Consider the following 26868-nt stretch of genomic DNA (forward strand, 5'->3'; position numbering starts at 1 on the left):
CCAAGGTATGAGCTCGGCCCAAGTTCCAGCGCTGACGCCGTACGCGCATTTGCGTCCCGTGGCAGAACGGCGACATCAAGGGGTGATGCTGAGATAAGGTCGCTAAGTTCTGCCCACGCATTGTCCCCAGTGTTCCCCATGGTCATAGTTTGAGCCATAGCCAGGGTTTACCGGATGCAGACCCAGAAGATCTGCCCGGTAGGGGATCGCCTGCCGGCCTACTCGATGGCTTGAACGTGGTCCCATCTCGCGAGCGTGTGTGCTGGATGATGGACGCATGACGGTCCCCGAGGAATCGCCCCCGCTGCGGAGATCGAAATTCCGTAGCAGGGACGAGATGGCGGCGGCTGCCGAACGGAGCGTCCTCTCGGAGCACCCGGATCTGTCCCAGCGTGTTGTTGGAGTCATCGACGAGTACGGGACCACGACGTCGAGGATCATTAAGCAGCGGCTCCAACCAGGGGATGCGGACAAAGTCAGAGACGTTCGCTCGGTCCGCTGGCTGAATGTGCGAGGTATTCCCGGTGCCGTCTCTCTCCTCGCAACGTTCTTGGTCTTCGAAAACCTGAGTGGTGGCAGGTATCAGCCGCGGGCTGTCCCGTTCTCGAACATTACGGCCCCCATCCCGCATCCTCTCGACATCTGGGCCGCTGCGTGGGCTGGGGTGGCGCTGCTCGGCGCTTTCATCGGGGTCATGGCGGCAGATCGGTCGCGGCCGCCATACCTGCTCGGAGGGGCGGCGGCGCTGTCGATGCCGTCTGCGGTCATCGGTGTGTTCGATGAAGGCACGGCAGTCAACGAGCACATCGCACCGTGGCTCGGCACGTGGTCGTTGATGCTCCTCGTGCTTGCGGGATCGGCATTGGCAATGTGGTCACGGGGTCACCGGCGCCGCCTCGCGGTGTCGGGGGGAGCGACTGCCAGGGTTGCCGCCGCGCGGGCGGGCGTAGAGGTCGAGCATGAACGTGCTCTGTACCGCCTCGCGGAACTGATGCCACCTCGCTCGCCAGAGGGGCGTGAGCTGCTCGCGGACCGTGACCGGGCTGTGGTCGCATCCCGTCGAGCGGCCGGCGCTTCTGCATGGGACTGGAGAAGGTCCGAAGGGCCGGTACCCGTCGGCGGCTTTATGTTGGCAGCAGAACACTCGGTCAGGTGCGCCGAGCTCGGACCGGCAGGATGAAGGTGTCCCGATAGACGATCGGTCACCGGCCGCGGTTGTTAGTTGGATACCTCTGGTGGGGTTGGATCTTCGTAGGCCTCGTAAGGGAGGGCTCGCAGGTAGAACGTGACCTTGAGGAGCATGGCGCCGGAGATGGCGCCTGCCCCTACGCCGAGCCAGAAGATCCAGATGCCCGTGACAATCGCAGCAAAGACGAGCAAGCCGGTGCAGAGGCCAGCCGCGGTCGCACCCAGGTACGTGATCTCGCGAGGTATGGACCCCCAAATTTTTCGATCTTCGAGAATCGTCAGGCTCATGACCGTCTCCTTCTGGGTCGTGCTTAGATGCGACCCTCTCCTAGCCAACCGAATTTGCACCCCGTCTGACCTTTCTGTCGCGCCGGTCGGTGCCCGATAGGGGATCGACATCTAGGACGAACCGTGGGGTCCCCAACCGCCGTGACGCAGGCTAAGTCCGTCGAAGCCCTCGGAGCCAAGACGCCACGGCAGCGAGGTCGCCCCAGGCCCAGAGCAAAAGGACAAGGAATGCGATCGACAGCACTGCGAACACCGGTGGAAGGACGTAACCCACCCATTCGGACTGGCCATCGTTGACTGTTTCGTTGGGGCCGAGGTAGGCGGTGGGCTGGGCGTAGGCATAGGCGTGTCCGTCCGGCCCGGTGGAACCTGTCAAGACGACGTCGTCAAGCGTTACGTGCGCGTCAGCGGAAATCCACCGGCCGATGATGACGTCACCGCCACGGCGGCCGGCCAATTCCCGTCTCTCCTCCGTGAACGTGCCCCAGATCTTGGGCTCACCTCGATCATGCGCGGCGAATGCGGAGATGACGATGAAGAACGCCGCCAAGGCAATGCAAGAGACATACGCGGCCAGTTGACCCCAGCGCTGTAGTCGGAAGAAGAAGGGTCCACGTGGTCGGGCGGGGCGCAGTGGAGGCACCAGGTCAGCGTGCCATACCGCGATGCACGTACCGGCTTCGAGCATCCGTCAACCCCAGGAGGGACCGTCTGCTCCACGTTGCGTTGCTCCACGGAGCCAGCCCACAAAGCAGTGCCCGATAGGGGATCGCTCATCGAATCAAACTCTGGCTTAGGTGCGGCGTTCAGGGGCGTGACTTTGGTACCTGTGGCTGTGGCTTCACTGTGATGAGAAAGCGCCTGTTGAGTTCGTCGACGACCTCGCCCGACCACGGTGCTTCAAGGTGCCCGTCGTCCTCGTCGTCAAAGCCGCGCAGGGCAACTCCACTGGGAACGCGAAGAATTGGTGTCGAGGAACCATCCTCGGCGACCACGACGATGTCCACGACTCGACCGCGCACACGAGTTTCAATGGGGGAGTCGTGGTGCGCCTCGATCAGCCGCACTTGTCCGTCCGCGTCCCGCCATCGGAGGCAGCCCAGGTCGACTGTCTCGTTGCGTTCGATCGCCGCACCGCAGCATTCGTGCTCCCAGTCGCCCACTTCGACTGTGACGTTCAAGGGCGTTCCTTCCGTGACCTGTATCTGCACCGTAGTGGAGCCAAAGTGGTGCCCGATAGGCGATCGGTCAGCGGTCGAGGCCCTAGGGGCCCGTCCCACGGATCGTCCCTCCGGCTCAGGCCCCTAACAGAGAGACGGGCAGGGGAGGCTGGCTGTGAGCAGGAACATGCTCGCGTGGGAGGCCACAGCAGCAGCGCCAGTCAGCCAGAGCGCCGGAACAAGTGCGCGGTGGTCACGTAGCATGCGGCGCCCAGAAAGTGCGCACGCCAGGAGCCACAGCGACAACTGCACGCCTACCAGAATTGGCCTAGCCCACAGGAAGACGTCGCCCATGATGTCGCGCCAGAGAACTGCAACGTCGATGACGACCAAGGTCGCTGCGAAGCCGACGATCAGGACCATGATCGCTCCCGCGTCGACCCTGGCTGAGATTCGCGGCGGCGCCAGCGGCTCGGCGGTGCTCATGACCCGAGACTAGACGGCTCGTCAATGTCGCCGACAGCCCCGTAGAGCTTCACAAGAAGGTGCCCGTTAGACGATCGGCGATAGGGCAAGCCCACTCTTGGTCACGGGAATCTCACGGGCCACGTGGCTTTCGTCTTTTCGTCGGTCAGACTTCAGGGCCTGGACGCTTTGCGGCGTCTCCACGAATTTCTCAGACGCGCTAAGTCGCCCCACTTTTCGGCTGCACGCAGGACGCCGAGAGCGAGCACGACGAGCAAGATGGTGGCGACGAGGACTCCGATGAGGGGGCTGCTGGTGCTGTCGTGGACGGTGTCGGTGCCGCCGAGGATGGCATCGGGTATCGCGTAGGAACGGGAGGTGCCGTCCGTTCCCACTGCCCCGTCGAGTCCGACGCTGCGGTAGGTCAACTGACCGTCGTCGCTCGTCCACGTGCCGACGCTCTGGCAGCCGTACCGGCCATCGCCTTCGCAACTCTCCTCGGTGAACGTGCCTGCCACATGCGCCTGAGTCGAGTCGTGGACGGCTGAGGCGAGAAGTAGAGCGACGACCAGCGCTGCTAGAGCGGCCCCGGCGTAGACCATGAGATGCCAGGCGCGCGTCCAGGGGCCCGAACGGTGGCAAGTTCTGTCAGGGCGCCGGTGTCTTGGGCTATAGAACCCATCATCCATTTCTGAGGGCACAACTTCGCTCACGCTGGCAAGCGTGGCACAACTCAAGGTCACCTCTGGCTATGCGCCCGTTAGGGGATCGGCCATCGGCCATCGGCCATCGGCCATCGGCCATCGTCTGTCAGGATCTGCCCATGATCTCGCGCATAGCCATAGTCCCTGTCGTGCTCTTCGTCGGCGTCGCTGGCTTCGCCTTGGGCTGGAACGGATGGGTCGTGGGGACCATCGGTTTGTTCTTCGGTGTCGCTGCGGTCGGTGGTGACTCCCTTGTGGAGCGGTCACGCCGCCGACAAGTCGGCAAGGCGTCTGATGCGCCTCGTCTTGGTGCCCGATAGGGAATAGGCCATCGGTCGCGACTGCTCGGGTCGAAGAATGGGTTTTACTCGTGGCATGGGTAGTCACTCCGGGGATCCGGCATCAGGCGAGCAGCGTGTCCCGATCGAGCAGGCTCTGGCGGGCTTAGAAGTCCATCCACTGGAGGAAGGCGAGACGGCCATTGAGGCGTTCGTGCTTGTGAAGACCCTAAATGCCGTGGGGGAAGCGACGTGGGCCTACAGAACGACAAACAGGCTCAACCGCGAAGAACTGCTGGGGGCCCTGACGGTTCAGGTCGCAGTTCTTACAAAAGAGATGCGCGACGAGTGGGATGACGACTGAGTCCCTGACAAACGCGCTTTGCGTCGACCTGAGTTAGTGCCCGATGGGGGATGGTGCAGCGGCCGTTTCGACGCGTGATGGACGCGAAGGAGTCAGGTTCGGTGGCCCAGGGGATTGCTTGGATTCTCTAGTGTTGCGGCATGGCTGACCTCCCTTCGATGGAAACACTCGCGGAGATATCCACGCATTGGGGTCAGCGTTGGTCGCCGGCGCCGCCTGGTTCGGTGGAGGACTACCGCTTCGGCAGTGGGGTCCTCTTAGAGTTCGACAGGCTCCCGACCTTGCATCAGCATGCCGAGCAGGCCATGCAATACGCCGAGATCATCTTCCGCGACCTGACGCTTCTTCGAGCCCTGAGGCAAGGCGCATCCGACGCCAGCGTCTTCGTCTCGACTTTTGCGTGGTCTCGTGGACCGGAGCCTGAGGATCGTGACTCGTGGCTCCAGCGTTTCCTCCCGGCACGCCTATGGCAGTCGAACATCAGCGTGACGTGGATGGCCGATCCAAACTTTGCCGAAGAGCTCCCCATCTACGAGCACACGTACGTCACCCAGCTCGGACTAGACGATCCTGGCCTTGCTGCCGCGTTGGCGCTGTCCTCAGGGATGGATGGGGAATCGTTGGCGATCTACCCGTCAGATGCCTCGTGGGTGTTCACCCAAAAGGAGGACGGGGCCTTTGTCCGGACTGACGGGGACAGAGCTGCCGAATTGGTGGCTCAGTTCCCTGAATGGGTCGGGCGGGCAACCCACGTGAGGCCATCGAATGCCCGCTTGGAAGATCAACGCGACTGGCAGATCGATTTCTCGTATCTTGACGAGCGGACTGCTTCGCGCATCCTGGACATGGCAGAGACCCAGGGGCTTCTGGAATGGCCAGCAGGTGGACGCCTCGTTGATCCTCGAGACGATCACAAGCTGGCCCTCTCTCGAGAGCAGGGGCAGCGCCTCCGAGTGCTCGCTACTGATGCGCCGGGCCTCGTCGTGGACGACTTCACGGGCGAAGGGCGCGAGATGACCCCGGCCATGGTGCGGGAGGAGATCGAAGAAGGACAGGACCCCCTGGCGGGTCTCGACGAGTTCATCGACGAAGTGGCCTACCGTCATCCCGCCGAGGCCAAAGACGGCCATCTTCCGAAGCGTTTCTGGAGCCCACGGCACAGTTACGACTGCATCGACGGATCGGATCTCGCGTTTACCTGAAACACGCAAAAGTCCGAGGGCCCGGCGTCCCAAAAGGGGATCGGTCACCGGGAGCTGAGCAGACGTAGGGTCTTGCTCTCTACTTTGAGTTTCGGTCAAGCGCCCTCGCCGTCTCTATCGGGAATCGGCATACTGAGGTCGTGCCGATCCCGCCCCATCACGAAGCCACATTCGGGCGGCTGACCGACGCAGCCAGGAGGACGTTCGGGACGGACCACGTCTCCGCGACCCTGCTCGATCCCGACACGGATCGCCTGCCGTTTCTGGAAGTCCCCGGACTGTCATTCATCGGCGAGCAATGGATCGTCGTCGAATTCGCCGGCGGCCGAAGACTAGAACTCGAGTGGAACGTAGCCGGTGTCGGCCGGGCATTCAGTCTGCTCGAACGACGGCAGCTGAGGATGACCATCGACAAGACCGCCCCAGAGGGCCTGCCAGGCTGGATCGAGGCACTCGTCGGCACTCACGGCCGGGTGACGGTCCACGCTCCCGTCGCTGAGTTCGACCTGGAGATGCGGGTGGTTCCTGACCGGGGTTCCGCTTTGCCCTTCTACGTTCACGTGCGGCATGACGGCAATGTTGTGGTCGAGGGCTCGCAACTTCACTGGTGGACCTTCGGCGCCGGACGCACTGACGATGACGGCATGGCGGCAGCGAAGGACCTGATGGAACAGGTCGTGCTCTACGGCGGCAGCATCAGACGCACGTGGCGAGGCGTCACCTTGCTCGACGAACACGGTGACTACTTCTCAGGGCCGATTCCGGGGCCGAGGCTGCCATTCCGGCCCCAACGTCTCCACTTCCGCGCCTACAGCTAGCCTCATCCTGCCCGCACAGAACGCAATTACGTTCAATTCAGATGTTCTGCATTTTCGACCGCCGCCCGATAGGGGATCGGCTACTGGGCTGCTCTAGACCCCAGGTGACCCGGAGAACGCGTTGCTGAACGTGCCGACCAGGATGACGATGGCGATGACCACGAATATGAGACCTACGAGCAGAAACGTGGGCGGGTGGCTTTCGGAACCCACGTGAACTCCTAGTCGTTCGCGTTCACTCCTGGTTCGTCTCGAAAAGGGCCGGTGAAAGATGACGAGGAGGATCCCGCCGCTGATGCCCAGCGAAGCAACGATGAGGGCTGGCACTTCTGTCGTGTTTGTCGTGTTCAGGGTCTCGCCTGCCGGGAGAAGTGCACGGCAGCTTTTCGCTCAGCGAGGTAAGAGGACCGGGCCCTGTAGGTATCTAATCGGATCTTGGGAGCGCGTTTGGACCTTGAGCGGCACTGCAGGGTGTCCGATAGCCGATCGTTCCCTGCGACGGTTGGGTCGGCAACTCGAGAGGCGGGTAGGGGGCCGCCCTGGTGCTGGCTTCATCGCTCGGCCAGGATGAGGACATGACCACGGGGCAGTGGGCACGACTGGCGGTAGTGCTTCTAGGTGCCGGCGCACTAGCGGGTTGCTCGGTGGCCACAACGAATGACGTGTTGGCTGAGGAACAGGTCAGTTCTGATGCCCTGCCGCAAGTCGAGAGTGTGGTCCTCGACGATCTGGACCCGGAGTCGGCGCGGTATCTCGGCGAGGCTGAAGGGACTCGGTATTGGGCGGCCCGGAACGCGGATGACGAGTTCTGCGTCCTCACGCAGGTTGTCGCGGGCGAACCTGATGACATGATGTCCGGCTGCAGCCCGGGCGATGGGGGCACGCTCACGATCTCCATGAGCGGAGGGCCGTCAGCTTCGTGGTCGGCCGTTGAAGATCCGACCGTGCCCGAGGGCAGCACGCTGCTCCGCGGTCACCTCGTTGTGTCGCCCCGCTGACCACACAGGCGGTCAGTCGCCTCGTGGCGGAGAACCCTGCCCGAACTCGGCTCGAATGGGCTGATTAGCGTTCGCATCGTCCATTCCCAGTGAGGCCGGCCTGTCCCGATAGACGATCGGTCGGTGAGACAGTGGTTGCCGGTCAGCGGCCCGCGCGCAGTAGTTCGTCGTATCCGGCATCCTCATCACATGCAGTTCTCGTGGTGGACCTGGTCGGGGCTCGTGATCGTCGCCCTCGGGGGACTCGGGCTGATCGGACGCGCCTGTGTGATGGCCGTTCGCCGAGACGGCATCGCGGGGGCCAGGGCGGAACGCGGTCCGAGCGCTCCGTGGTTCTGGTCCGGAATCGGGTTGCTCGTCGTGACCGGTGTCGTACTGGCCCTCTGGGTCCTCGCGCTCGACAGCTGACTGGCTCACGTGCAGCTCTGACCGGGCGACCAGCCGTCCGGATGGACGGTCGTTCATCGGACCCCATCTGAGACCGAGGACTGCTGCGGTGGAGGTGATGATTGGGACGGGGTGCCCGGAGGTGCTCTGTCGTGAGGGTGTCGGCTGTTTGTCGGGTCCGTTTCGTGGACCTCGGGGCTGGTCGTTCTTAGTGTGAGGTGCATGAACGAGACACGGATCGTCGATCTCCGGACCCAGATGGGTTGGACCCAGGAACGCCTCGCAGACGCGAGCGGCGTGACCGTCCGCACCGTCCAGAGGCTCGAGGCGGGCAATGACGGGAGCCTCGACACGCTGTCGCGGGTGGCGAAGGCCTTCGGCGTACCAGTCCGTGACCTCTTCGTCACCGTCACCGAGGACGACTACGGCCGCTCGGTCACCGCTCTCGACGAGCGGACGACTCGCCAGCAGGATCGGCGAGGCCGGGTCGAGGACGGCTTCCGAGCCCTGTACTACGGCGTGGGCGTGCTCTTCACGATCACCGTGGTCGTCGCAGTCGCCACCGACATCGTGCCGAACGTCGTGATCTTCTCGATTCCCGCCTACTGGATCGCCGGGTGGTTGCTGTCGATGTTCTTGTTCCTCGTCGTCCTCAGCCCCCGCCTGGACCGCGCCTATCCCCTCTCCCGTGCCGCCACGGATGAGGCGACGAGCGGGTAGCCACAGCGTGTCGATGGGAACTCGAAGCGCGTTACCGCCGTCAGTCGACGGGTCAGTCCGAAGAGGGACGTGCCGGGCGGCTGAACTGGATCATCCGATCTGCTGGCGGTGGGCCGGCCGTCGGATTCGTCCAGGTGACGCTCTTACGCGAGGGCGCTGACCTCATCGCTGATCTCGCGTGGCTGGTCACGGCCTCGGAACAGGGTCGCGGTCTCGCCGGGGAGGCGGCGACAGCCGTCGTGACGTGGCTGACCTCGCTGGGTGTCGGGCGCCTTCAGGCCTACGTCCACCCCGACCACGAGGCGTCAGCCCGGGTGGCCCGTCGGCTCGGGCTCGTACCCACGTCGACGGTCGTCGACGACGAGATCCTCTGGGAAGCCGTCGTCGCTCCCGTGGCACAGCGGCACGAGGGCGTCCGTCAGTCGATCGTCCAGCGGGGGTAGGTGCGGTTCGGCCGTCGAGCATCAGCCTCGTGGTGGAGTCGGGGCTCGTCCGGCCACCCCAATCGGCCACGGGGGCGACGGCTGCGGGCGACCCGGTGCGGCGTCCCAGCCCCGCGGCGCATCATGAGGCCATGCCCGCCTTCCGCCGCCCCTCCCGTCCGTCCCACCCCGTCCGCGTCGAGCCCGGCCCCGGGCAGGAGTCCGTCTGGGACTACCCCCGCCCGCCACGCGTCGAACCCCGCACCGAGCGCGTCGTCGTCCGTCTCGGCGGCGTCGTGGTGGCCGACACGACGGCCGCGATCCGCGTGCTCGAGACGAGCCACCCGCCCGTCTACTACCTGCCCCGCTCGGACTTCGCCGCTGGAGCCCTGTCGCGCGCCGAGGGGCGAAGCCTCTGCGAGTTCAAGGGCCAGGCCGGCTACCTCGACGTGACCGGCGGGGGAGTCGTCGCGCGCCGCGCCGGCTGGTCCTACGCCGAGCCCTGGCCCGGCTACGAGTCCCTCGTCGACCACGTCGCGCTGTACCCGGGCGCCATGGACTCCTGCGAGATCGACGGCGAGGTGGTCCAGGCGCAGGAGGGCGACTTCTACGGCGGCTGGATCACCGCGAACCTGGTCGGTCCGTTCAAGGGCGCACCCGGCACGATGGGCTGGTAGGGACGAGGGCCCCGACAGGAGGAGACTGGACGGATGTCCAGACGACCCCGCCCCCGCCCCACGTCCCTCGCCCGCACCCTGGGCCGCATCGCCCTCGGTGGCGCCCTGGTCTTCGCCGGCACGAGCCACCTCACGTTCGCCCGCGAGCCGTTCCAGGCCCAGGTGCCCGAGTGGTTGCCGCTCGACGACGACTTCGTCGTGCTCGCCTCCGGCGTCGTCGAGATCGGCATCGGCGCGGCCCTCGTCGTCGCCCCCAAGCACCGCGTGACCGTCGGATGGGTCGCCGCGGCGTTCTTCACCGCGATCTTCCCCGGCAACATCTCGCAGCTCGTCACGCACACCGACGCGTTCGGCCTCGACACCGACGGCAAGCGCGCCTTCCGCCTGGTCTTCCAGCCGCTGCTCGTCCTGCTGTCGCTCTGGTCGACGGGCGCCTGGCGCGACCGTCGCAGCATCGGCCGTCGCGCCAAGTAGTCACGGTGGGCCCCGACGGGCCCCGACGGGCCGACCGGCCCCGACCCGAGGAGGCGCGGCTCAGCTCGACAGCGCCGCCACGACCACCTCGGCGTCGGGGAACCACTTCGTGTAGTGGTCGGGGTCGGCGTTGACCTGGACGGCGTGCGCCGCCTGGGTCGGCGTCAGGTCCTTCCAGCCCGGGATGGCCACGAGCTTCGTGAAGAAGCTGGTCGCCGCCGTGTAGGGGTCCATCCGCTGCTCGTAGGTGCCCCACTGGCCGTTGTCCCGTTGCTGGAAGAGCCCTCGGCTGTCGGGCCCGACGGCGTCGCCGTAGTCGATGTTGCGGAGGCTCGACTCACCCATCGCGGTCATCACCCCGATGGCCTGGGTGTGCTCCCCGATGCCCTGCGCCCGGGCGGCCAGCATGATGTACGCGGCGTTCACCAGCCGGTCCTGGCAGTACCCGGCGACCGGCCCGGCCGGCACCTCGATGTCGCCGACCATCACCGGGTCGACCTCGGGGCAGGCCGGCACGGGCGTCGACGTGATCGCCGTGACGTCCTCGTCGCGGGGTGCCGTGAGCGCCGAGACGACCATCGCGACGGCGACGACGAAGGCGACGAGCCCCACGCCGAACACGACGGAGACGGCGATCAGCACGCGGCGCACGGCGGGCCTCCTGGGGGTCGGGTGGGGTGGCGATCAGCGGGCGGCGACCGGCACGGAAGTCGTCGTCGAGGATAGGCGATCCGCTCGGCAGTTCGTCCCGCGTCGGCTGGGGGGTGGGTGTGCCTCCCTCCGAATGCCCTGGCAATCCGCCGCCGACATGCCGGTAACGTTGCCCGCCGTCGACCCGACCACTCGGGCCGCGGCAGCCGGGCACCGCCCCTCCGCAGCTCGATCGCCGCGGCGCCCGTTCCTGCGACCGGCGCCCGAGATCCAGAGGAACGTCGTTCATGGGAACCCCACCCACCCCTGTCCGCGAGACCCGTCCCGACCGCCCGACCCGCGCCTCCGGACGGAGGCGCCCGCGGCGTCTGCGCGTCGACGACGTCACCGTCGTCGACCCCGCGATGATGAAGCGCGCCATCGGCGGCACCGTCGTCGGCAACACCATGGAGTGGTACGACGTCGGCGTCTACGGCTACCTCGCCGTCACGATGGGCCGGGTCTTCCTGCCCGAGGCCGACCCGTCGCTGCAGATCCTCTTCAGCCTCGGCGTCTTCGCCTCGACCTACGTCGCGCGTCCGCTCGGCGGGGTCGTCTTCGGCCGCCTCGGTGACCGGGTCGGACGTCAGAAGGTGCTCGCGACCACGCTCATCCTGATGGCGGGCGCGACCTTCCTGATCGGCGTGCTGCCCGACTTCGCCGCGATCGGTGCCCTCGCCCCGATCGCCCTCGTCGTGCTCAAGCTGCTGCAGGGCTTCTCGACCGGTGGGGAGTACGCCGGGGCGACGACGTTCGTCAGCGAGTACGCACCCGACAGACGGCGCGGATTCTTCGCGAGCATCCTCGACCTCGGCAGCTACCTGGGCTTCGCGCTCGGCGCCGCGGTCGTGTCGGTGCTGCAGTTGCTGACCACCGAGCAGCAGATGCTCGACTGGGCCTGGCGCCTGCCCTTCCTGCTGGCCGGCGTGCTCGGCGTCGTCGCGATCTACTTTCGCCTGAAGATCGAGGAATCGCCCGCGTTCCAGGCGACGCAGGACGCTCAAGAGAACAAGGTCGGCGAGATCGCCGACGCGCAGGGCCGTCCGCGCAACACCCTCGCCCTCGTCCGGCAGCACTGGCGTCCGATCGTCATCGCGATCGGCCTCGTCGCCGCCTCCAACACCGTCGGCTACGCGCTGACCAGCTACATGCCGACCTACCTGACCGACTCGCTCGGCTACGACCCGCTGCACGGCACGCTGCTGACCATCCCGGTGCTCGTGCTGCTCGCCCTGCTGCTGCCCGTCGCCGGGCGCCTCAGCGACCGCATCGGTCGACGTCCCGTCATGTGGCTCGGTGCCGCATCGGTGCTGCTGCTCGCCCTGCCCGCGTTCCTCCTGATCGGCGTCGGCAGCATCGTCACGACCCTCGCCGGGCTGTCGCTGCTCGCCGTGAGCGTCGCGCTCTGGGTGTCGAGCCAGGCGTCGTCGCTGCCCGCGCTCTTCCCGACGGCGAGCCGCTACGGCGCGATGGGCGTGTCGTACAACGTCGCGATCGCCGTGTTCGGCGGGACGACGCCCCTGATCATCCAGGCGCTGCTGCAGGCGACCGGCAACGAGCTCGTGCCGGCGTTCTTCCTGATGGCGACCTCGCTGGTCGGAGCCGTCGCGGTGTGGTTCATGAAGGAGTCGTCGCAGCGCCCGCTGCCCGGCTCGATGCCGAGCGTGGCCACCGAGGCCGAGGCGCACGAGCTCGTCGAGACGCAGGACGCCAACCCGAACATCGACCTCGGCGACCTGCCCTTCCTCGACGCCGAGCCCGCCGAGCCCGCCCAGCCCGTCGACCGCGCCGAGCCTGACGAGTCCGCGGCGACGACCGCGTCCGCTGCGTCGCCCTCGCGGGGGACCGTGCGTTAGAGCAGTTCGGCCCGATCGGCGAGGTACGCGGCGAGATCGCGGACCTCGCCGGTCGCCGTGCCCCACCGCACGAGGGCGTGCCCGTCGCGGACGAGGAGGCGCTGCTCGCCGCCCTGCAACGCCGCGGTCGACAGGTCCACCGGCTCGTACCCGTAGTTGACGACCTCGCCCTCGGCGAAGTGGCCGCGCACGGCCGCCCGCCGTTCGGCCTTGCGCTGCTCGACCTGGGCGGACAGGTGCTGGGAACGGGTCGGCGTGACCGCCCGGGTGATGCGTCCGGTCTCGAAGACGCGGCCGTCGGTGCCGAGCAGCAGCACGCCGAGTCGCCAGGCGCGCCCGGCGGGCTCGAGCGACTCGGCGGTCTTCACCACGACGATGCGCCGGGCGGGCTTGTGGCGGGCGAGGGCCTCGGTGCGCGCCCCGCGCGCGGCCAGGTCGGCGGCCGCCTGCTCGACGAGGGCGCGGAGCGAGGCGGCCGCCTCGTCGTCGGAGGGGAATTCGGGGGCCGGCACCGCGCCTCCTGCCGTCGGGTCGTCCACGTGATGCTCGGGCGGTGGGCTCAGGCGTCGTAGCCGTGGTCGAGGAAGTCCTCGATCACGTCGACGACGAACGCGTGGTCGTCGGCCTGCGGCAGGCCGGAGACGCCGGCGGAGCCGACGACGCCGACGCCCGTGACCCGCACGGGGAACAGCCCGCCGTGCGCCGCGTAGAGGCCGGTGTCGAGGCGCGACTTCTCGTCGAACGTGCCGCCCTGCACCCGGAACGACTCGCCCACCCGGTACGAACTCTGCCCGTAGCGCTCGACCACGCGGGCCTTGCGGTCGAGCCACTCGTCGTTGTCGAGGCTGCTGCCGGGCAGGGCCGCGTGGAACGCCCGCTGCCGACCGTGCCGCACGGTGACCGCGACGGCGAGGTCGCGGCGTCGGGCCTCGGCCAGGAGGTGGGCGCCCAGGTCGAGGGCGACGTCGAGGGTGAACCGCCGGAAGACGAGGCGCTCTTCTTGTTCGATGAGGGTCTGGAGCAGGGTGTCGTCGGTCATCGGTGGCCTCCTGGGGTGGTCGGGCGAGCTGGTGGGTCGGCACGGGCGCGCGGCGGCGCGCCGTCGCGGGACGACCCGAGCCTAGGCCCGGCCCCCGTCAACGGGCTGGTGGCGCCGAGAGGGGTCAGGCCGAGGCCGCGGCGCAGGGCGACCCCTGGCGGGCGAGCGACCCGCAGTAGACGCCCACGAGGTCGTCGGCCGAACGCGACCACGGGTGGTCGAGGGCGTGGGACCGGGAGGCGCGCGAGAGCCGGTCGCGCAGCCCGGCGTCCGCGAGCACCTGCGTCATCGCCCGGGCCCAGGCCTGCGGGTCGCGCTGCGGCAGCACGATGCCCGTGACGCCGTCGACCACCGATTCGCGGAGGCCGCCCGACGCCGCGGCGATCACCGGGACCCCGCTGGCCGCGGCCTCGAGAGCGATGAGCCCGTAGGTCTCGGAGTGGGAGGGCACGAGCACGAGGGCAGCGTCGCGCAGCAGTGCGGCGAGGCCGGGCCGCGATCGCGGGCCCAGGAAGTGCACGGTGAGGTCGAGGTCGTCGCTCAGGGCGCTCAACTCGGACTCGTACCCGGCGAACTCGGTCGAGGCGCCGCCGGCGATGACGAGGTCGGGGCGCACCTCGGCGGGGACCGCCGCCACCGCGCGCAGGGCGAGGTCGGGTGCCTTGAGCGGTTCGAGTCGCCCCGCCACGACGACGTACGGGCGGCCCGGGGCGGTCCGGCCCGCCTCCGCCGGGTGGAAGAGCTCGCCGTCGACGCCCGGCAGGACGACGTGGACGCGGTCGGGCGAGCCGCCGAGACGGGAGGTGACGGTCCCGGCCTCGGCGTGGCTGATCGCGACCACGGCGTCGGACTCGCGGGCGAGCCGTTCTTCGCCGCCGATCCTGCCGGGGGACTCGGCGCGTTCGCCGTGCGAGAGGGGGGTGGAGTCGTGGGCGGCGATCGAGTGGAAGCTCTGCAGGTGGGGCACGCCGAGGGCACGGGCGACGGGAAGCGCGGCCATGCCCGAGAACCAGTGGTGCGAGTGGAGGACGTCCCACGGGCCGAGCTCGGCGAGCCGGTCGCGGAACTCGTCGACGTAGAGCTCGTTGCGCCCCTTCGTGACCGGTTCGGCCGGGCCGGCGTCGAGGAACCGCAGCGTGACGCCGGGGGCGAGGGCCAGGCTCGCCGGCTCGTCGGGCGAGGACCGGCGGGTCAGGATCTCGACCTCGTGGCCCGCGGCGCCGAGCGCCTCGGCCTGGTTGCGGACGACGACGTTCATGCCGCCGACGTCGCCCGACCCGGGCTCGGCACCGGGGGACGTGTGCAACGACACGAGGGCGATGCGGAGCGGGGAGGAGGCGGTGGTCACTTCCCGAGGGTACCGGCCCACCGCCCCCGCGGTCTGCGCGTCGCCGGTCAGGCGACCCCGCCCGCCCAGAAGGCCCGGACGTCGTCGAGCACGGCCTCGGCCTGTCGGCGACCGGCCTCCGCCGCGGGGCGACGGGTGGTCGTCGCGAGGACGTCGGTGCCGAACGCCTGCAGGGACTCGGCGTCCGCCTGGACGACCAGGACGTCCCGGCCGGCGGTGCGGCGCGCCTCGACGACCTGCGGCAGCGTCGGTCCGAGCGGCGACAAGTCGAGCTCGGGTCCGCACGACAGCACGAGCACCCGGTCGTAGTCGTCGGCGAGGTCGGCGTTGGTGCCCGAGCGCACGCCGCCGTCCATGGTCGGGCGGCCGTCGACGTCGACGGTGGGCCAGACGACGGGCACCGAGCAGCTCGCGGCCACGGCCCGGTACAGGTCGACGTCCGAGCCCGCGTCCAGCGGACGGAACGAGCCGTCGGTGGCGTCCACGGTGCAGACGGTCAGGGCGGCGTCGGGCCAGGCCAGGCCTCCGAAGCGCTCCCGCATGGCGGTGACGAGTTCGGGTTCGTCCGCGACCACGGGCGTCTCGCGCGCCAGGGCGCCGATGCGGGCCCGCGCCTCCTGCTGGTCGGTCGCCCCGGCGAGGGCCTGCCCGAGGGTCTGCTGGAACACCTCGGGGTCGATCGAGCCCGACGGAAGTTCGGTCACGGCCTCGAACTGCTCCCGCAGGCCCTCGTCGACGCGGCCGAGCCGCACCATCGTCCCGACGACCGATCCGGCCGAGGTGCCGACGACGAGGTCGGCCTCGTCCACGGGCACGCCCGCCTCGAGCAACCTCGACAGCACGCCGAGCTCCCAGGCGATGCCGGTGATGCCGCCACCGCCCAGGACGAGGGCGGTGCGGGTGGGGGTCGTGGTCGTGCTCATGTCTCTCCTCGGTCGTGGTGGCGGTCCGGGCAGGAGGCGCGGCGCGTCCCCCGGGGCCGCGCTCGACACTAGGCCGGTCACCTCGCCACGTCCTCGGGCGGGTGTCAGGCGGCGCGCAGCTCGTCGGCGCGGCCGAGGTCCTGCACGTGCCACTCGGTCTGTGCGAGGGCGGAGCCGAGCCGGTAGCCGTGCAACGAGGCGATGCCGCCGCTCCACGACATCCGCTCGGCGACCTGCCACACCGTCGGCCGCTCGAGCGCGTCCAGGGCGGCGGCCGCGTCACGGCTGCGGTCGGTGCGGTGCGCGATCAGGGCCTCGGCCCGCGCGCGGAGGCCGACGAAGCGGTACTCGTGGCCGGGGCACACCTCGAGGGCGTCGGGGCCCGCGACGTCGAGCGCCACCATGCGGTCGAGCGAGGCGAGGTAGTCGGTCAGCGGGTTCGCTCCCGTGCGCCCGCCGAGGCCGATGCCGGGGTTGATCCGCGGCAGCACGTGGTCGCCCGTGAAGACGAGTCGCTGCTCGGGCTCGACGAAGCAGAGGTGGCCCGCCGTGTGCCCCGGGGTGTGCACGGCCCGCAACAGCCGTCCCGCGACGGGCAGCACGTCGCCGTCGCCGAGCAGCAGGTCGGCGGTGAGCGCGGGCAGGTGGCGACCCGACCCCCACGACGCGACCAGCGCCTCCTGGTCGTCCCGGGGCGCGCCCCACCGGGCGATGTCGGCGTCGGCGGCCGCGGCGTCGGACGGCCGTTCGCCCAGCGCGCGCTGCTCGGCGGCGTGCAGGGCGATCCGGGCGCCGGAGGCCCGACGCAGTGCCTCGGCTCCGCCCAGGTGGTCGGCGTGCAGGTGGGTCACGGCGATCAGGTCGACGTCGGCCAGCGAGTGGTCGACGTCGGCGAGGGCGCTCTCGAGGCGGTCGAGGTTGGCCTCGACTCCCCACCCGGGATCGATGACCGTCAGGGCGCCGTCGGAGCCCTCGACGACGTAGCCCAACGAGTGGTCGTCGATGCCGTCGCCGAACTCGAACGCGACCGACCAGACGCCGTGCCGGACCTCCTCCACGGGCGGCAGCGCGCCGCGACGGACGGCCTCGGCCTGCACGGGGCTGAGCGGGACGGGAGGGGCAGGAGGCTCGGGTCGGCTGGTGGCGTCGCTCACCCCGCGAGCCTAGCCAGCGCCGCCCGCGCCGCCCCGCGTCCGCGGAGGCGGCGCCGGGCCATGCGGAGCCCGTCGTCGACGCGGCGCCGGACTACGCGGCGCCCGTCGTCTACTCGGCGGAGACCTCGATCAGCACCTTGCCGACCACGTCGCCCTCGACGGCCTCGTGGGCGGCGGCCGTGTCGGCGAGCGGGAAGGTGTGCAGCGGAAGGCCGGCGGCCTCGCCGACCGGCAGCACGCCGTCGCGCAGGGCCGCGGTGACGTCCTCCACGGCGGCCTGCAGCGCCTCCTCGCCCACGGTGTAGAGCAGGACGAACTGGAACCGGGTGTTCGTGATCATGTTCGCCCGGATCGGGATGGTCGTCGTGTCGCCGCCGTTGTCGGCGTAGATCGCCACGGAGGCGCGGTGGGCGACGACGTCGGCCAGCAGGTCGGCGTTCTGCGAGATGGCGACCTCGACGACGACGTCGACGCCGGCGGGGGCGATCTCGCGGATGCGGGCGGCGGCGTCGTCCGTGCGGTAGTTGACGACGTGGTGGGCACCGGCGGCCGCGGCAAGGGCGGCCTTCTCGTCGCTGCTGATGGTCGTGACGACGGTGGCCCCGGCCCAGCGGGCGAGCTGGATGGCGGCGTGACCGACCGCACCCGCGCCTCCGGCGACGAGGACGACGGCACCGTCGAGGCTGCCGGCGGTCAGGCGGCTCGGGCCGTCCTCCCACACGGTGAGCGCGCGGTGGGCGGTCATGGCGGGGACGCCGAGGCTCGCACCGACGTCCAGGCCGACGCCCTCGGGCAGCGAGACGACGCGGGACGCGGGCAGGACGGTGAACTCCTGCGCGGTGCCGGTCGGGCGCTGGTGGGCCGAGAGGTAGGTCCAGACGCGGTCGCCGACCGACAGGCCGGTGACGCCCTCGCCGACGGCGTCCACGACGCCCGAGCCGTCCTGGTTGGGCGTGACCTCGGGGAACGGCAGCGACTCGCCGGGCCCGCCGCCCGCGCGGGACTTCCAGTCGGTGGGGTTGACGCCCGAGAACACGACGCGCACCCGCACCTCGCCGGCGGCGGGTTCGGGCAGGTCGCGGTCGACGAGCTGCAGCACGGTGGGGGCGGGTCCGGTCTCGGAGTACACGATCGACTTCATGCCCGGAGCCAACCAGACCCGGCCCCGCCGTGTTCCCTCCGGGACGCCACCGAGTGGACACGGCACCGCTGCACGTCACGGTGTCGTGCCCACTCGACGGCGTCGTGTGGTGCGCGGGCCGGCTCAGGCCCCGGCGCCGCGGAACAGGGCGAGCGCCAGCAGGTCGTCCTCGAACCCGCCGCCCTCGTGTCCGTTGTACGGCCAGACCGTGACGTCGGCCGCCCCGGCGTACGCGTGGAACGCGCCGAACACCGTCGACGGCGGGCAGGTCGGGTCCATCAGCGCCGTCGTGAACAGGGCCGGGGCCGTGGCCCGCCTCGCGAAGTTGACGCCGTCGAAGTACGCGAGGACGTCGTGCACCGAGGAGGCACGGTGTCGGTGGACCGCCAGGTAGCGTCCGATCTCCTTGTACGGGTCGGCGTCGGTGATGACGGTCGCGCGCCGGAAGTCGCAGAGGAACGGCACGTACGCCGCGACGGCGGCGAGGTCGGGGACGAGTCCCGCGACGGCGAGGGCGATGCCGCCGCCCTGGCTGCCGCCGACGACGGACACCCGGGAGGCGTCGACGACGTCGAGTCCGCGCGCGGCCTCGACGGCGCGAACGGCGTCGGCGAACACCCGGCGGTAGTAGTAGGTCTCGCGCGAGTCGATGCCCCGCGTCATGACGCCGGGGTGCGCCGGGCCCGAGCCGTCCGGGTCGGGGGTGGCGCCGAGGCTCCACCCCGAGCCCTGGCCGCGGGTGTCCATCTGCAGGTGAGCGAAGCCGGCCGACGACCAGAAGAGGTTCTCGACGGCGGCGCCGCGACCGCCGCCGTAGCCGACGAACTGCACGACCGCCGGCAACGGTCCCTCCGCTGCGGCCGGCACGCGCAACCAGGCCCGCACGGGCTGACCCGCCCACCCGGAGAACGTCACGTCGTAGACGTCGACCGTCGTCAGCCCCGTGTCGACCCGGTCGACCCGCAGGTCGAGCGGGTGCGCCCGCGTCTCGGCGAGCGTCGTCGCCCAGAACTCGTCGAAGTCGTCGGGGTCGGTCTGGGTGCTGCGGTACTCCCGCAGGGCGGGTTCGGGCAGGTCGGTGAACATGCCCCCTTGTCTACCGCAGCCCGTGACGACAGCCGAGGAGGCGCGGTGCAGGAGGCGCGGCTCAGCTCGCGCGGGCCAGGTTCGGCACCCAGCCGAACGCCGGGGCGACGTGGTCCGCCACCGTCTGCAGCAGACGGGCGTTGTAGGCGACCCCCAACTGGTTGGGCACCGTCAGCAGGATCGTGTCGGCGCCCCGGACCGCGGCGTCGGCGGCCAACTGCTCGGCGATGACGTCGGGTTCGCCCACGTAGCTCTTGCCGAAGCGTGACTGCACGCCGTCGAGCAGACCGACCTGGTCCTGCGAGTCGGCCTGGGCGCGGACGCCGAAGTAGCGACGGTCCTCGTCGGTGGTGATCGGGATCACGCTGCGGCTGACGGACACCCTCGGCTCACGGGCGTGCCCGGCGGCGCGGTAGGCCTCCCGGTACAGCGCGATCTGCTCGGCCTGCAGCTCGTCGAAGGGCACCCCCGTGTCCTCCGTCAAGAGGGTGCTGCTCATCAGGTTCATGCCCTGCTCGCCGGTCCAGACGGCCGTCGACCGGCTGCCGGAACCCCACCAGATGCGCTCGCCGAGGCCGGGGGAGTGCGGCTCGACCGAGAGCCCGTGCGACCAGCCGGTCATCTTGGGGTCCGACTCGGCGACGTCTGCGCCGTCGATCGCCGCCCGGAACGCCTCGGTGTGCCGGCGGGCGAGGTCGGCGTCGCTCTCGCCGTCGAGGGGGACGTGGCCGAAGGCCTCCCAGCCGCGCAGGGCGGGCTCGGGTGATCCGCGGCTGACGCCGAGCTGCAGGCGCCCCGCGCTGATCAGGTCGGCGGCCGCCGCCTGCTCGGCCATCGAGAGCGGGTTCTCGTAGCGCATGTCGATCACGCCGGTGCCGAGCTCGATGCGGGTCGTCCGCGCGGCCATCGCCGCGAGCAGCGGGAACGGGTTGGCGGCCTGGCGCACGTAGTGGTGCACGCGCACGGCGGCCACGTCGACGCCGATCTCCTCCGCGGCCTCGGCCAGCTCGATCGACTGGACCAGCGCCTCCCGGGCGGTCGGCGTCGCCGAGCCCCGCACGTCCTGGTAATGGCCGAACGACAGGAACCCGATGCGCTTCTTCATGACCGGGCGAACCCCCGACGTCGCCCGGCCATTCCGCCGGGCGGCCGTGCTGGGTAGCGTGGTGCCGTGGAGAACCGCTTTCGCATCGACGGTGACGACCTCGGCATCGACCTGCGCGCCTCCTCGGTCACGCTCGGAGACGACGGCGTCGTGGACGCCCGCATCGTCGCGGGTCGGGTGCCCGAGGTCGCGGACTGGTCCGACGAGCCGCCGTCGCTGGTGTTCCGTGACGTGCCCGTGAAGTTCGACGGTGCCACCTTCGGTGCCACGGTCGACGACGACCTGCTCGACGAGCACGAGATCGTCTTCCGGCTCGGCGAGAACCTCGACGTGCACGGGGTGCTCAGCCTCGGTGCCGGCGACCGGCTGCGCTTCGTGGGCACCACGCACGTCTCGGGCGAGCCGAAGGCCTGGCGCCTCGACGTCTCGATCGGCTTCGGCGGATCGGCGCGGCGCACCGCGATCTGACGCGGCTCGCGGTCGACGCCGGGAGGCGCGGGTCGTGCCCCTTCGACGGCCTCCGACCGGGAGTGGGGTGCGGGGTGCGCGACCGGCCTGGGGACGTGGTGAGGGTCGGACGGTCGCGCACCCGCGCGTTCTCCTGATGCTTCGGGTTCACCAGGCGATCACGATGGTAGCGCCTGGATACCCGTCGGTATGCGCCTTCTGCGAGGGCGGCGCGGGTGACTTCTGAGGATCACCCGCACCCGTTAGGGTCGCAGCATGGCCACCACCTCCGGGGCTCCGATTCCCCGCATCCCACGAGCCGAGGTCAAGCAGCGGCTGCTCGACGCGGCGGCTGAGCTGTTCTCCCGACGCGGGGTGCACGCGACCACCCTGGACGACGTCGCGCGGGCCGCCGGGTTCAGCAAGGGTGCGGTCTACTCGAACTTCTCGTCGAAGGACGACCTGGTCCGCAGCCTCATGCGTCGCGAGACCGACGGCGCGCTCGGCGCACTCGAGGGCATGTTCTTCCCGGGCACCTCGCTCGACCAGCTGCCCGAGAAGATCGGCACGGCGTTCGCGCCCTACGGCCCCGGGCAGGTCGAGGACTTCGCGCTGATGAGCGAGTTCCGCGCGCACGCCCTCTCGCACCCCGAGGTGATGGCGGACTTCGTCCGTCAGCGCCGCGAGGTGCTCGACGCCCTGCACGGCCTCGTCGAGGAGGTCTTCCAGGGGCAGACCGTCCCCGTGACCGGTCTCGAGTCGCGGACGCTCGCCCGCGTCCTCATCTGCATCACGCTGGGCGTCGCCTTCGACTGGCCCGCCACGGGTGAGCAGGCGGCCGGCGACCTCATGGGCGACGTCGTCGCCGCCCTCACCCGCGGCGTGACGGCCTGACGCCCGCCCGGCCTAGCGCTGCTCGATCGTGACGACGGGCACGTGCCCGCGGGTCCGCACCTGCAGGGTCAGCTGACCCCGCCGGGCGAGCACCAAGGCCGTCACGGCGGCGGCGACGGCCGGCACGCCGCCCGAGACGATCATGCCGACGTGCGTGCCGAAGGTCTCGACGATCACGCCCATCAGCGGTCCGCCGATCGCCTGGCCGCCGAGCAGCACGAGGATGTACAGCGACATCACGCGCCCCCGGATCGCGATGTTGCTCGACATCTGCACCAGCTGGTTCGCGGCCGTCAAGAACAGCAACGACGCGAGCCCGACGCCGACGAGGACGACGGCGAACGGCACGAGCGAGGGCATCGAGCCGGCGACGGCCTGCAGCACGCCGGTGACGAGCACGCCCAGCACGATGGTGCGCAGCCGGATCGTCGCGCGCCGCGTCGACAGCAGGGCGCCGGTCAGGGCCCCGACGGCGATCATCGAGTTGAACAGGCCGTACCCGCCGGGGCCCACGTCGTAGACGTCCGCCGCGAACGACGCGAGCAGCACGGGCATCGTGAGGCCGAACACGGCGTAGACGCCGACGAGCAGCACGGGCACGACGATCGTCGGCTTCGAGCGGGCGTAGGAGAGGCCCTGCCGCAGCTGGCCGCGGCCTCGTGCCGACGAGGCGACCCGCGTCATCTGCGCGGTCCGCAGCATCGTCAGCATCACGACCACGACCAGGCAGGCGACGCCGTTGACGACGAACGCCCACCCCGCGCCGACCGCCAGCAGCAGCACGCCGGCGATCGCGGGGCCGACCATGCCGCCCAGCTGGAACACGCTCGAGTTGACGCTGATGGCGTTGCGGAGGTGGGTGTGGCCGACGAGCTCGGTGACGATCACCTGTCGGGCCGGGTTGTCGACCACGGTGACGAGGCCCGTGGCGAAGGCGATGGCGAAGACGTGCCAGGCCTCGACGACGCCCGCCAGGGTCAGGGCGGCGAGCCCCAGGCTGAGCACGGCGAACAGGCTCTGCGTGACGAGCATGAGGGCGCGCTTCGAGAAGCGGTCGACGATGACCCCGCCGAGCAGGCCGAAGAAGAGCATCGGGGCGAACTGCATCGCCACGGTGATGCCCACGGCGGTCGCGCTGCCGGTCAGTTCGAGCACGAGCCAGTCCTGGGCGATGCGCTGCATCCAGCCGGCGGTCATCGCGACGACGTTGCCGGCCGTCCAGAGACGGAAGTTCGGCACGCTGAGGGCGATGAAGGTGTGCCGCCACGGCGGGCGGGTCGTGCTGATCGGGAGCGGGGCGGTCGGGGGGAAGTCGGTGCGGGGCGGGGCGGACATCACGTTCCTGCGCTGGTGGTTCGGTTCACGGTCTGCACCAACGGTAGGGCCGGCCTGGTCATTCGGACCCCGGTGGGGGATGATCAATCACATTGGCTTCGTGAATGACGAGGCCCGAGACCTTTTCGACGGAGGAGGCGCGGTGTACGACCCCACGCTGCTCGCGACGTTCCTCGTCGTGGCCGAGACGCGCAGTTTCACCCGGGCCGCGCAGCGCCTAGGCATCAGCCAGCCGACGGTCAGCCAGCAGGTCGGCCGGCTCGAGAAGGCCGCGGGCCGCACGCTCGTCGCCCGCGACACCCGGGACGTCCGCCTGACCGACAACGGCGACGCCATGGCCGGCTTCGCGCGCACGATCCTCGCCGCGCACGCCGCGGCCGAGAGCTACTTCAGCGGCTCGGCCATGCGGGGCCGCCTTCGCTTCGGCGCCGCCGACGACCTCGCCATCACCCAGCTGCCGCGCATCCTGCGCCACTTCCGCCAGCTCTATCCGCAGATCAACCTCGAGCTCACCGTCAACCAGTCCGCGCCGCTGCGCCGTCGTCTGGCCGCAGGCCACCTCGACCTCATCTTCGTGAAGCAGACCGCGGGCGAGTCCGACGAGGGCACGCGGGTCGCGGGCGACGCCATGGTCTGGATCGGCCAGGAGAAGCTGGTCGTCGAACCCGGCCAGCCCGTGCCGCTCATCGCCTACCAGGCGCCCAGCCTGAGCCGCCAGATGGCCATCGACGCCCTCGAGCGCGCCGGGCGCACCTGGCGGATCACCTGCAACACCCGTGACGTCAACGGCGTCCTCGCCGCCGTGCGAGCCGGCATGGGGGTCGCCGTGTTCCCCTTCTCGCTGATCCCCACCGACCTCGTCAAGGTCAGCGACCGGTTCTCGCTGCCCACCCTCGGCGACGTCGACTACGTGCTCGTCGCCAACCCGGGTGCCGCCCGTGAGCCCGTCGACGCCCTCATGTCGGCCATCACCAGCCGGGGCGTCAGCCGCGCCGTCTGACCCGGTCCGGCAGCGTCGTCCGACCGCTCCGGCGCGCCGCCCCCGCCCGACCCCGGGAGGCGCGCGCAAGATGGTCGCATGAGTCACCGCCCCACACGCCGTCAGAAGTCCGCCGCCCGTCGGGACGCCCGCGTCCTCGCCGCGATCCTGGGCGGTTCCGGCCTCCTGCACCTCGCCACACCCGCGGTCTTCGACGCGGTCGTCCCGAGGAGCGTCCCGGGCCCCGCGCGGTTCTGGACGATCGGCTCGGGTCTCGCCGAGGTCGGCATCGCCGCCACCCTCCTCGCCCCGCGCACGCGTCCGGTCGGCGGGCTCGCCGCCGCCGCGCTCTTCGTCGCCGTCTTCCCGGCCAACGTCTCGATGGCCCTCCGCGCCCTGACGAGCGAGCGGGCCACGACGGCTCGCCGGGCCGTCACCCTCGTGCGGCTGCCGTTGCAGGTGCCCCTGGTGACGCGCGCGCTCGGCGTGCACCGCGCTTCCTAGGCGTCCGGGCGCGTCGGCGGTCACGGGGCGGGGTCGTTGCTGGGTGCACCCTGGGCGCGCCCTATCCTGTTCTCTTCCCCCTCGACATCCGATCTCACCGGAGACGCATCGCCATGGCCACGAACGCCCCCGTCACCACCCCGCCGAGACCCGGAGTCGGGGGCACCCTCGACCGGTTCTTCGAGATCACCCATCGCGGCTCGACCTGGGCCCGCGAGATCCGGGGCGGCGTCGTCACCTTCGTCACGATGGCGTACATCGTCATCCTGAACCCGTTGATCCTCGGCGGCTTCAGCGCCGACCAGGCCGCCAAGGACGTCGCCGGCAACTGGCTGCAGAACGGTCAGGTGGGCGCGGTCACGGCCCTCACCGCCGGCGTCATGACGATCCTCTTCGGAACCGTCGCGCGCCTCCCGTTCGCGTTCGCCGCCGGACTCGGCATCAACTCGTTCCTGGCCGTCAACGTCGTGCAGGACGTCACCTGGCCCGAGGCCATGGGTCTCGTGGTGATCAACGGGCTCGTCATCACGATCCTCGCCGTGACCGGTCTGCGCAGCATGATCTTCACCGCGGTGCCCGCCGCGCTCAAGACCGCGATCACGGTCGGCATCGGCCTGTTCATCGCGTTCATCGGCCTGGTCGACTCGGGCTTCGTGCGCACCAGCGGGACGTCGTCGCCGCCCCTGCAGCTCGGCGACTCCGGCTCGGTGGCGACCCTCCCGACCATCACCTTCGTCATCGGCCTGCTCGTCATCGGCGTGCTGATGGCCCGCAAGGTGCGGGGGGCGATCTTCATCGGCATCGTCGCGTCCACCGTCATCGCCATCGCCCTGCAGGCGATCTTCCAGGTGCCGCCGTCGAACGGCCAGAACCTCGACGACTGGAACCTCAACGCCCCCGTGCTGCCCACCCAGATCGTGGCCCTGCCCGACCTTTCGCTGGTCGGCCAGTTCAGCTTCGGGGCCTTCGCCCGCATCGGCGTGCTGTCGGCGGTCATGCTGGTCTTCACGCTCGTCTTCACCAACTTCTTCGACGCCATGGGCACGATGACCGGCCTGGCCAAGGCCGGCGACGTCGCGGACGCCGACGGCACCTTCCCCCGCCTCCGCTCGGCCCTGATCGTCGAGGGGGTCGGCGCGGTCGCGGGCGGTGCGACGAGTTCGTCGTCCAACACCGTGTTCGTCGAGTCGGCCTCGGGCATCGGTGAGGGCGCCCGGACGGGCTTCGCCTCGGTCGTCACCGGTGCGCTGTTCCTGCTCGCCATGTTCTTCACGCCGCTGACCCAGGTCGTCCCGCTCGAGGTCGCCGCCTCGGCGCTCGTGATCGTCGGCGCGCTCATGGTGTCGCAGATCAGCCAGATCGACTGGACCGACTTCTCGGTCGCCCTGCCGGTGTTCCTGACGATCATCACCATGCCGCTGACCTACTCGATCGCGAACGGCATCGGCGTCGGCTTCGTCAGCTGGGTGGTCGTGCGGGCGTTCGCGGGCAGGGCGCGCACGATCAGCCCGCTGCTCTGGATCGTCGCGGCGGGGTTCCTGGTCTACTTCGTGCGCGGCCCGATCGAGGCGCTGATCGGCTAGGCGTCCACCGGGACGTCACGACGGGCCGCTCGGCGTTCCGGGCGCGCGGCACGTCGTGAGGTCTCGTGCGGCGATCCGCTCCGCAGTACGCTGACCGGCAGCAGGCGGCGACGGCGCCGCCTGCCCACCCCGAGGAGGCGCGTCATGCCCCGCATCACCCCCACGCTCTGGTTCGGTCGTGACGTCGAGACCGCAGCGGACTTCTACGTCACCCTGTTCCCGTCGTCGCGCGTCACCGACGTGTCGCGCTATCCCGACGACTTCCCCGACGAAGCGATGGCCGGTCAGGCCCTCGTCGTCGACCTCGAACTCGACGGCCAGCCCTACCGCCTGCTGAACGGCGGCGACGGAGGGCCGAGGCCGACCGAGGCCACGTCGTTCTCGATCTCGGTCGAGTCCCAGGACGAGCTCGACCACTACTGGGACGCCTTCGCGGCCGACGGCGGACAGGAGGGGCGGTGCGGCTGGGTGACGGACCGCTGGGGCTTCTCCTGGCAGGTCGTCCCGTCGGTGATGGACCGCTACCTCGGCGGGCCCGACCCCGAGGGTGCCGCCCGGGCCATGACCGCGATGATGGGCATGACGCGGTTGGTCATCGCCGAGCTGGCGGCGGCCTACGAGGGGTGACCGACGCGCTCG

General features: G+C 70.1%; 31 protein-coding genes and 1 pseudogene. 17 read left to right on the plus strand and 15 right to left on the minus strand.

The window, feature by feature from the left end; translation table 11 throughout:
- Nucleotides 1–277: 277 nt before the first annotated feature.
- Entirely contained in the window at nt 278–1180 is a 903-nt protein-coding gene (locus ACIOSR_RS00005) for a hypothetical protein (RefSeq protein ID WP_173154454.1), read from the plus strand.
- A gap of 38 nt (nt 1181–1218) precedes the next feature.
- Here the strand turns inward: ACIOSR_RS00005 and ACIOSR_RS00010 are convergent, their stop codons facing one another.
- The 5 genes from ACIOSR_RS00010 to ACIOSR_RS00030 form a co-directional block, all read right to left on the minus strand.
- A complete protein-coding gene (locus ACIOSR_RS00010) occupies nt 1219–1476 on the minus strand; it encodes a hypothetical protein (protein ID WP_402751552.1) in 258 nt (85 codons plus the stop codon).
- Nucleotides 1477–1627: 151 nt separating this feature from the next.
- A complete protein-coding gene (locus ACIOSR_RS00015; protein ID WP_159825157.1) occupies nt 1628–2026 on the minus strand; it encodes a hypothetical protein in 399 nt (132 codons plus the stop codon).
- A 256-nt stretch (nt 2027–2282) separates the two neighbouring features.
- Nucleotides 2283–2657 (minus strand): hypothetical protein, encoded by a 375-nt coding sequence (locus ACIOSR_RS00020; protein WP_402751553.1) that lies wholly within the window; start codon nt 2655–2657, stop codon nt 2283–2285.
- 123 nt (nt 2658–2780) lie between these two features.
- Nucleotides 2781–3122 carry a hypothetical protein gene (locus tag ACIOSR_RS00025; protein ID WP_402751554.1) on the minus strand — a complete coding sequence of 114 codons (342 nt, stop codon included), beginning with the start codon at nt 3120–3122 and terminating at the stop codon, nt 2781–2783.
- A 152-nt stretch (nt 3123–3274) separates the two neighbouring features.
- Nucleotides 3275–3619: a hypothetical protein gene (locus tag ACIOSR_RS00030; protein WP_173154445.1), complete on the minus strand. Its 345-nt coding sequence runs from the start codon at nt 3617–3619 to the stop codon at nt 3275–3277.
- Between the two features lie 561 nt (nt 3620–4180).
- Here ACIOSR_RS00030 and ACIOSR_RS00035 point away from each other — a divergent pair.
- The 9 genes and pseudogenes from ACIOSR_RS00035 to ACIOSR_RS00075 all read left to right on the plus strand — a co-directional run bounded on the left by ACIOSR_RS00035 (nt 4181) and on the right by ACIOSR_RS00075 (nt 10145).
- The gene (locus tag ACIOSR_RS00035) at nt 4181–4447 is read left to right on the plus strand and encodes a hypothetical protein (RefSeq protein ID WP_402751555.1); all 267 of its coding nucleotides are present in this window, start codon (nt 4181–4183) and stop codon (nt 4445–4447) included.
- 140 nt (nt 4448–4587) lie between these two features.
- Nucleotides 4588–5649 carry a hypothetical protein gene (locus ACIOSR_RS00040; protein ID WP_402751556.1) on the plus strand — a complete coding sequence of 354 codons (1062 nt, stop codon included), beginning with the start codon at nt 4588–4590 and terminating at the stop codon, nt 5647–5649.
- 140 nt (nt 5650–5789) lie between these two features.
- Nucleotides 5790–6467, plus strand: coding sequence for a hypothetical protein (locus tag ACIOSR_RS00045; protein WP_402751557.1), 678 nt, complete (start codon nt 5790–5792; stop codon nt 6465–6467).
- 575 nt (nt 6468–7042) lie between these two features.
- A complete protein-coding gene (locus ACIOSR_RS00050; protein WP_192123521.1) occupies nt 7043–7465 on the plus strand; it encodes a hypothetical protein in 423 nt (140 codons plus the stop codon).
- Between the two features lie 189 nt (nt 7466–7654).
- Nucleotides 7655–7873, plus strand: a complete 219-nt coding sequence (locus ACIOSR_RS00055) for a hypothetical protein (protein ID WP_056044946.1) — start codon at nt 7655–7657, stop codon at nt 7871–7873.
- A gap of 201 nt (nt 7874–8074) precedes the next feature.
- On the plus strand, nt 8075–8572 hold the full coding sequence (locus tag ACIOSR_RS00060; RefSeq protein ID WP_402751558.1) for a helix-turn-helix transcriptional regulator: 498 nt from the start codon (nt 8075–8077) through the stop codon (nt 8570–8572).
- Nucleotides 8573–8604: 32 nt separating this feature from the next.
- Nucleotides 8605–9015 (plus strand): annotated as a pseudogene (locus ACIOSR_RS00065) (GNAT family N-acetyltransferase); the annotation flags it as partial.
- Between the two features lie 131 nt (nt 9016–9146).
- On the plus strand, nt 9147–9671 hold the full coding sequence (locus ACIOSR_RS00070; protein ID WP_200412931.1) for a DUF427 domain-containing protein: 525 nt from the start codon (nt 9147–9149) through the stop codon (nt 9669–9671).
- 33 nt (nt 9672–9704) lie between these two features.
- A complete protein-coding gene (locus ACIOSR_RS00075; protein WP_173150784.1) occupies nt 9705–10145 on the plus strand; it encodes a hypothetical protein in 441 nt (146 codons plus the stop codon).
- A gap of 60 nt (nt 10146–10205) precedes the next feature.
- Here ACIOSR_RS00075 and ACIOSR_RS00080 read toward each other — a convergent pair whose 3' ends face one another.
- Complete coding sequence (locus ACIOSR_RS00080) at nt 10206–10796, minus strand: hypothetical protein (protein ID WP_056044955.1); 591 nt, start codon at nt 10794–10796, stop codon at nt 10206–10208.
- A 287-nt stretch (nt 10797–11083) separates the two neighbouring features.
- On the opposite strand from ACIOSR_RS00080, the gene ACIOSR_RS00085 reads away from it, so the two are divergent.
- On the plus strand, nt 11084–12691 hold the full coding sequence (locus tag ACIOSR_RS00085) for an MFS transporter (RefSeq protein ID WP_402751559.1): 1608 nt from the start codon (nt 11084–11086) through the stop codon (nt 12689–12691).
- Here ACIOSR_RS00085 and ACIOSR_RS00090 read toward each other — a convergent pair.
- The 8 genes from ACIOSR_RS00090 to ACIOSR_RS00125 all read right to left on the minus strand — a co-directional run bounded on the left by ACIOSR_RS00090 (nt 12688) and on the right by ACIOSR_RS00125 (nt 20487).
- Nucleotides 12688–13230: a hypothetical protein gene (locus ACIOSR_RS00090; protein ID WP_402751560.1), complete on the minus strand. Its 543-nt coding sequence runs from the start codon at nt 13228–13230 to the stop codon at nt 12688–12690. The genes ACIOSR_RS00085 and ACIOSR_RS00090 overlap by 4 nt on opposite strands.
- Before the next feature lie 20 nt (nt 13231–13250).
- Nucleotides 13251–13730: a heme-degrading domain-containing protein gene (locus tag ACIOSR_RS00095; RefSeq protein ID WP_123569985.1), complete on the minus strand. Its 480-nt coding sequence runs from the start codon at nt 13728–13730 to the stop codon at nt 13251–13253.
- 124 nt (nt 13731–13854) lie between these two features.
- Nucleotides 13855–15078 (minus strand): glycosyltransferase, encoded by a 1224-nt coding sequence (locus ACIOSR_RS00100; protein ID WP_402751561.1) that lies wholly within the window; start codon nt 15076–15078, stop codon nt 13855–13857.
- A 47-nt stretch (nt 15079–15125) separates the two neighbouring features.
- Nucleotides 15126–16001, minus strand: a complete 876-nt coding sequence (locus ACIOSR_RS00105) for a patatin-like phospholipase family protein (RefSeq protein ID WP_402751562.1) — start codon at nt 15999–16001, stop codon at nt 15126–15128.
- Nucleotides 16002–16105: 104 nt separating this feature from the next.
- Nucleotides 16106–17155 (minus strand): MBL fold metallo-hydrolase, encoded by a 1050-nt coding sequence (locus ACIOSR_RS00110; protein ID WP_402751563.1) that lies wholly within the window; start codon nt 17153–17155, stop codon nt 16106–16108.
- Between the two features lie 109 nt (nt 17156–17264).
- Nucleotides 17265–18296 (minus strand): NADPH:quinone reductase, encoded by a 1032-nt coding sequence (locus ACIOSR_RS00115; protein WP_402751564.1) that lies wholly within the window; start codon nt 18294–18296, stop codon nt 17265–17267.
- A gap of 123 nt (nt 18297–18419) precedes the next feature.
- The gene (locus ACIOSR_RS00120; protein ID WP_402751565.1) at nt 18420–19382 is read right to left on the minus strand and encodes an acetylxylan esterase; all 963 of its coding nucleotides are present in this window, start codon (nt 19380–19382) and stop codon (nt 18420–18422) included.
- A 61-nt stretch (nt 19383–19443) separates the two neighbouring features.
- On the minus strand, nt 19444–20487 hold the full coding sequence (locus ACIOSR_RS00125; RefSeq protein ID WP_402751566.1) for an LLM class flavin-dependent oxidoreductase: 1044 nt from the start codon (nt 20485–20487) through the stop codon (nt 19444–19446).
- Between the two features lie 66 nt (nt 20488–20553).
- Here ACIOSR_RS00125 and ACIOSR_RS00130 point away from each other — a divergent pair, with 66 nt between their 5' ends.
- Nucleotides 20554–20955, plus strand: coding sequence for a hypothetical protein (locus tag ACIOSR_RS00130; protein ID WP_056044973.1), 402 nt, complete (start codon nt 20554–20556; stop codon nt 20953–20955).
- 255 nt (nt 20956–21210) lie between these two features.
- On the plus strand, nt 21211–21828 hold the full coding sequence (locus ACIOSR_RS00135; protein ID WP_402751567.1) for a TetR/AcrR family transcriptional regulator: 618 nt from the start codon (nt 21211–21213) through the stop codon (nt 21826–21828).
- 12 nt (nt 21829–21840) lie between these two features.
- Here ACIOSR_RS00135 and ACIOSR_RS00140 read toward each other — a convergent pair whose 3' ends face one another.
- Nucleotides 21841–23163, minus strand: coding sequence for an MFS transporter (locus ACIOSR_RS00140; RefSeq protein WP_402751568.1), 1323 nt, complete (start codon nt 23161–23163; stop codon nt 21841–21843).
- 142 nt (nt 23164–23305) lie between these two features.
- Between ACIOSR_RS00140 and ACIOSR_RS00145 the strand changes: the two genes are divergently transcribed.
- The 4 genes from ACIOSR_RS00145 to ACIOSR_RS00160 all read left to right on the plus strand — a co-directional run bounded on the left by ACIOSR_RS00145 (nt 23306) and on the right by ACIOSR_RS00160 (nt 26856).
- A complete protein-coding gene (locus tag ACIOSR_RS00145) occupies nt 23306–24163 on the plus strand; it encodes a LysR substrate-binding domain-containing protein (RefSeq protein WP_043594893.1) in 858 nt (285 codons plus the stop codon).
- A 78-nt stretch (nt 24164–24241) separates the two neighbouring features.
- Nucleotides 24242–24646, plus strand: coding sequence for a hypothetical protein (locus ACIOSR_RS00150; protein ID WP_402751569.1), 405 nt, complete (start codon nt 24242–24244; stop codon nt 24644–24646).
- 113 nt (nt 24647–24759) lie between these two features.
- Nucleotides 24760–26229: an NCS2 family permease gene (locus tag ACIOSR_RS00155; RefSeq protein ID WP_173150795.1), complete on the plus strand. Its 1470-nt coding sequence runs from the start codon at nt 24760–24762 to the stop codon at nt 26227–26229.
- 144 nt (nt 26230–26373) lie between these two features.
- Nucleotides 26374–26856, plus strand: coding sequence for a VOC family protein (locus ACIOSR_RS00160; RefSeq protein WP_056044983.1), 483 nt, complete (start codon nt 26374–26376; stop codon nt 26854–26856).
- Nucleotides 26857–26868: the final 12 nt, after the last annotated feature.

Source organism: Frigoribacterium sp. NPDC087798, assembly GCF_044742985.1.
Taxonomy (GTDB): domain Bacteria; phylum Actinomycetota; class Actinomycetes; order Actinomycetales; family Microbacteriaceae; genus Frigoribacterium.

Bases quoted from the DNA above. Each gene is read 5' to 3' on its own strand.
- ACIOSR_RS00160 (WP_056044983.1), top strand. From the start codon at position 26,374: ATGCCCCGCATCACCCCCACGCTCTGGTTCGGTCGTGACGTCGAGACC.
- ACIOSR_RS00115 (WP_402751564.1), bottom strand. From the start codon at position 18,296: ATGAAGTCGATCGTGTACTCCGAGACCGGACCCGCCCCCACCGTGCTG.
- ACIOSR_RS00155 (WP_173150795.1), top strand. From the start codon at position 24,760: ATGGCCACGAACGCCCCCGTCACCACCCCGCCGAGACCCGGAGTCGGG.
- ACIOSR_RS00095 (WP_123569985.1), bottom strand. From the start codon at position 13,730: ATGACCGACGACACCCTGCTCCAGACCCTCATCGAACAAGAAGAGCGC.
- ACIOSR_RS00150 (WP_402751569.1), top strand. From the start codon at position 24,242: ATGAGTCACCGCCCCACACGCCGTCAGAAGTCCGCCGCCCGTCGGGAC.
- ACIOSR_RS00125 (WP_402751566.1), bottom strand. From the start codon at position 20,487: ATGAAGAAGCGCATCGGGTTCCTGTCGTTCGGCCATTACCAGGACGTG.
- ACIOSR_RS00135 (WP_402751567.1), top strand. From the start codon at position 21,211: ATGGCCACCACCTCCGGGGCTCCGATTCCCCGCATCCCACGAGCCGAG.
- ACIOSR_RS00060 (WP_402751558.1), top strand. From the start codon at position 8,075: ATGAACGAGACACGGATCGTCGATCTCCGGACCCAGATGGGTTGGACC.
- ACIOSR_RS00105 (WP_402751562.1), bottom strand. From the start codon at position 16,001: ATGAGCACGACCACGACCCCCACCCGCACCGCCCTCGTCCTGGGCGGT.
- ACIOSR_RS00040 (WP_402751556.1), top strand. From the start codon at position 4,588: ATGGCTGACCTCCCTTCGATGGAAACACTCGCGGAGATATCCACGCAT.
- ACIOSR_RS00075 (WP_173150784.1), top strand. From the start codon at position 9,705: ATGTCCAGACGACCCCGCCCCCGCCCCACGTCCCTCGCCCGCACCCTG.
- ACIOSR_RS00010 (WP_402751552.1), bottom strand. From the start codon at position 1,476: ATGAGCCTGACGATTCTCGAAGATCGAAAAATTTGGGGGTCCATACCT.
- ACIOSR_RS00005 (WP_173154454.1), top strand. From the start codon at position 278: ATGACGGTCCCCGAGGAATCGCCCCCGCTGCGGAGATCGAAATTCCGT.
- ACIOSR_RS00140 (WP_402751568.1), bottom strand. From the start codon at position 23,163: ATGTCCGCCCCGCCCCGCACCGACTTCCCCCCGACCGCCCCGCTCCCG.
- ACIOSR_RS00085 (WP_402751559.1), top strand. From the start codon at position 11,084: ATGGGAACCCCACCCACCCCTGTCCGCGAGACCCGTCCCGACCGCCCG.
- ACIOSR_RS00035 (WP_402751555.1), top strand. From the start codon at position 4,181: ATGGGTAGTCACTCCGGGGATCCGGCATCAGGCGAGCAGCGTGTCCCG.
- ACIOSR_RS00025 (WP_402751554.1), bottom strand. From the start codon at position 3,122: ATGAGCACCGCCGAGCCGCTGGCGCCGCCGCGAATCTCAGCCAGGGTC.
- ACIOSR_RS00050 (WP_192123521.1), top strand. From the start codon at position 7,043: ATGACCACGGGGCAGTGGGCACGACTGGCGGTAGTGCTTCTAGGTGCC.
- ACIOSR_RS00120 (WP_402751565.1), bottom strand. From the start codon at position 19,382: ATGTTCACCGACCTGCCCGAACCCGCCCTGCGGGAGTACCGCAGCACC.
- ACIOSR_RS00055 (WP_056044946.1), top strand. From the start codon at position 7,655: ATGCAGTTCTCGTGGTGGACCTGGTCGGGGCTCGTGATCGTCGCCCTC.
- ACIOSR_RS00070 (WP_200412931.1), top strand. From the start codon at position 9,147: ATGCCCGCCTTCCGCCGCCCCTCCCGTCCGTCCCACCCCGTCCGCGTC.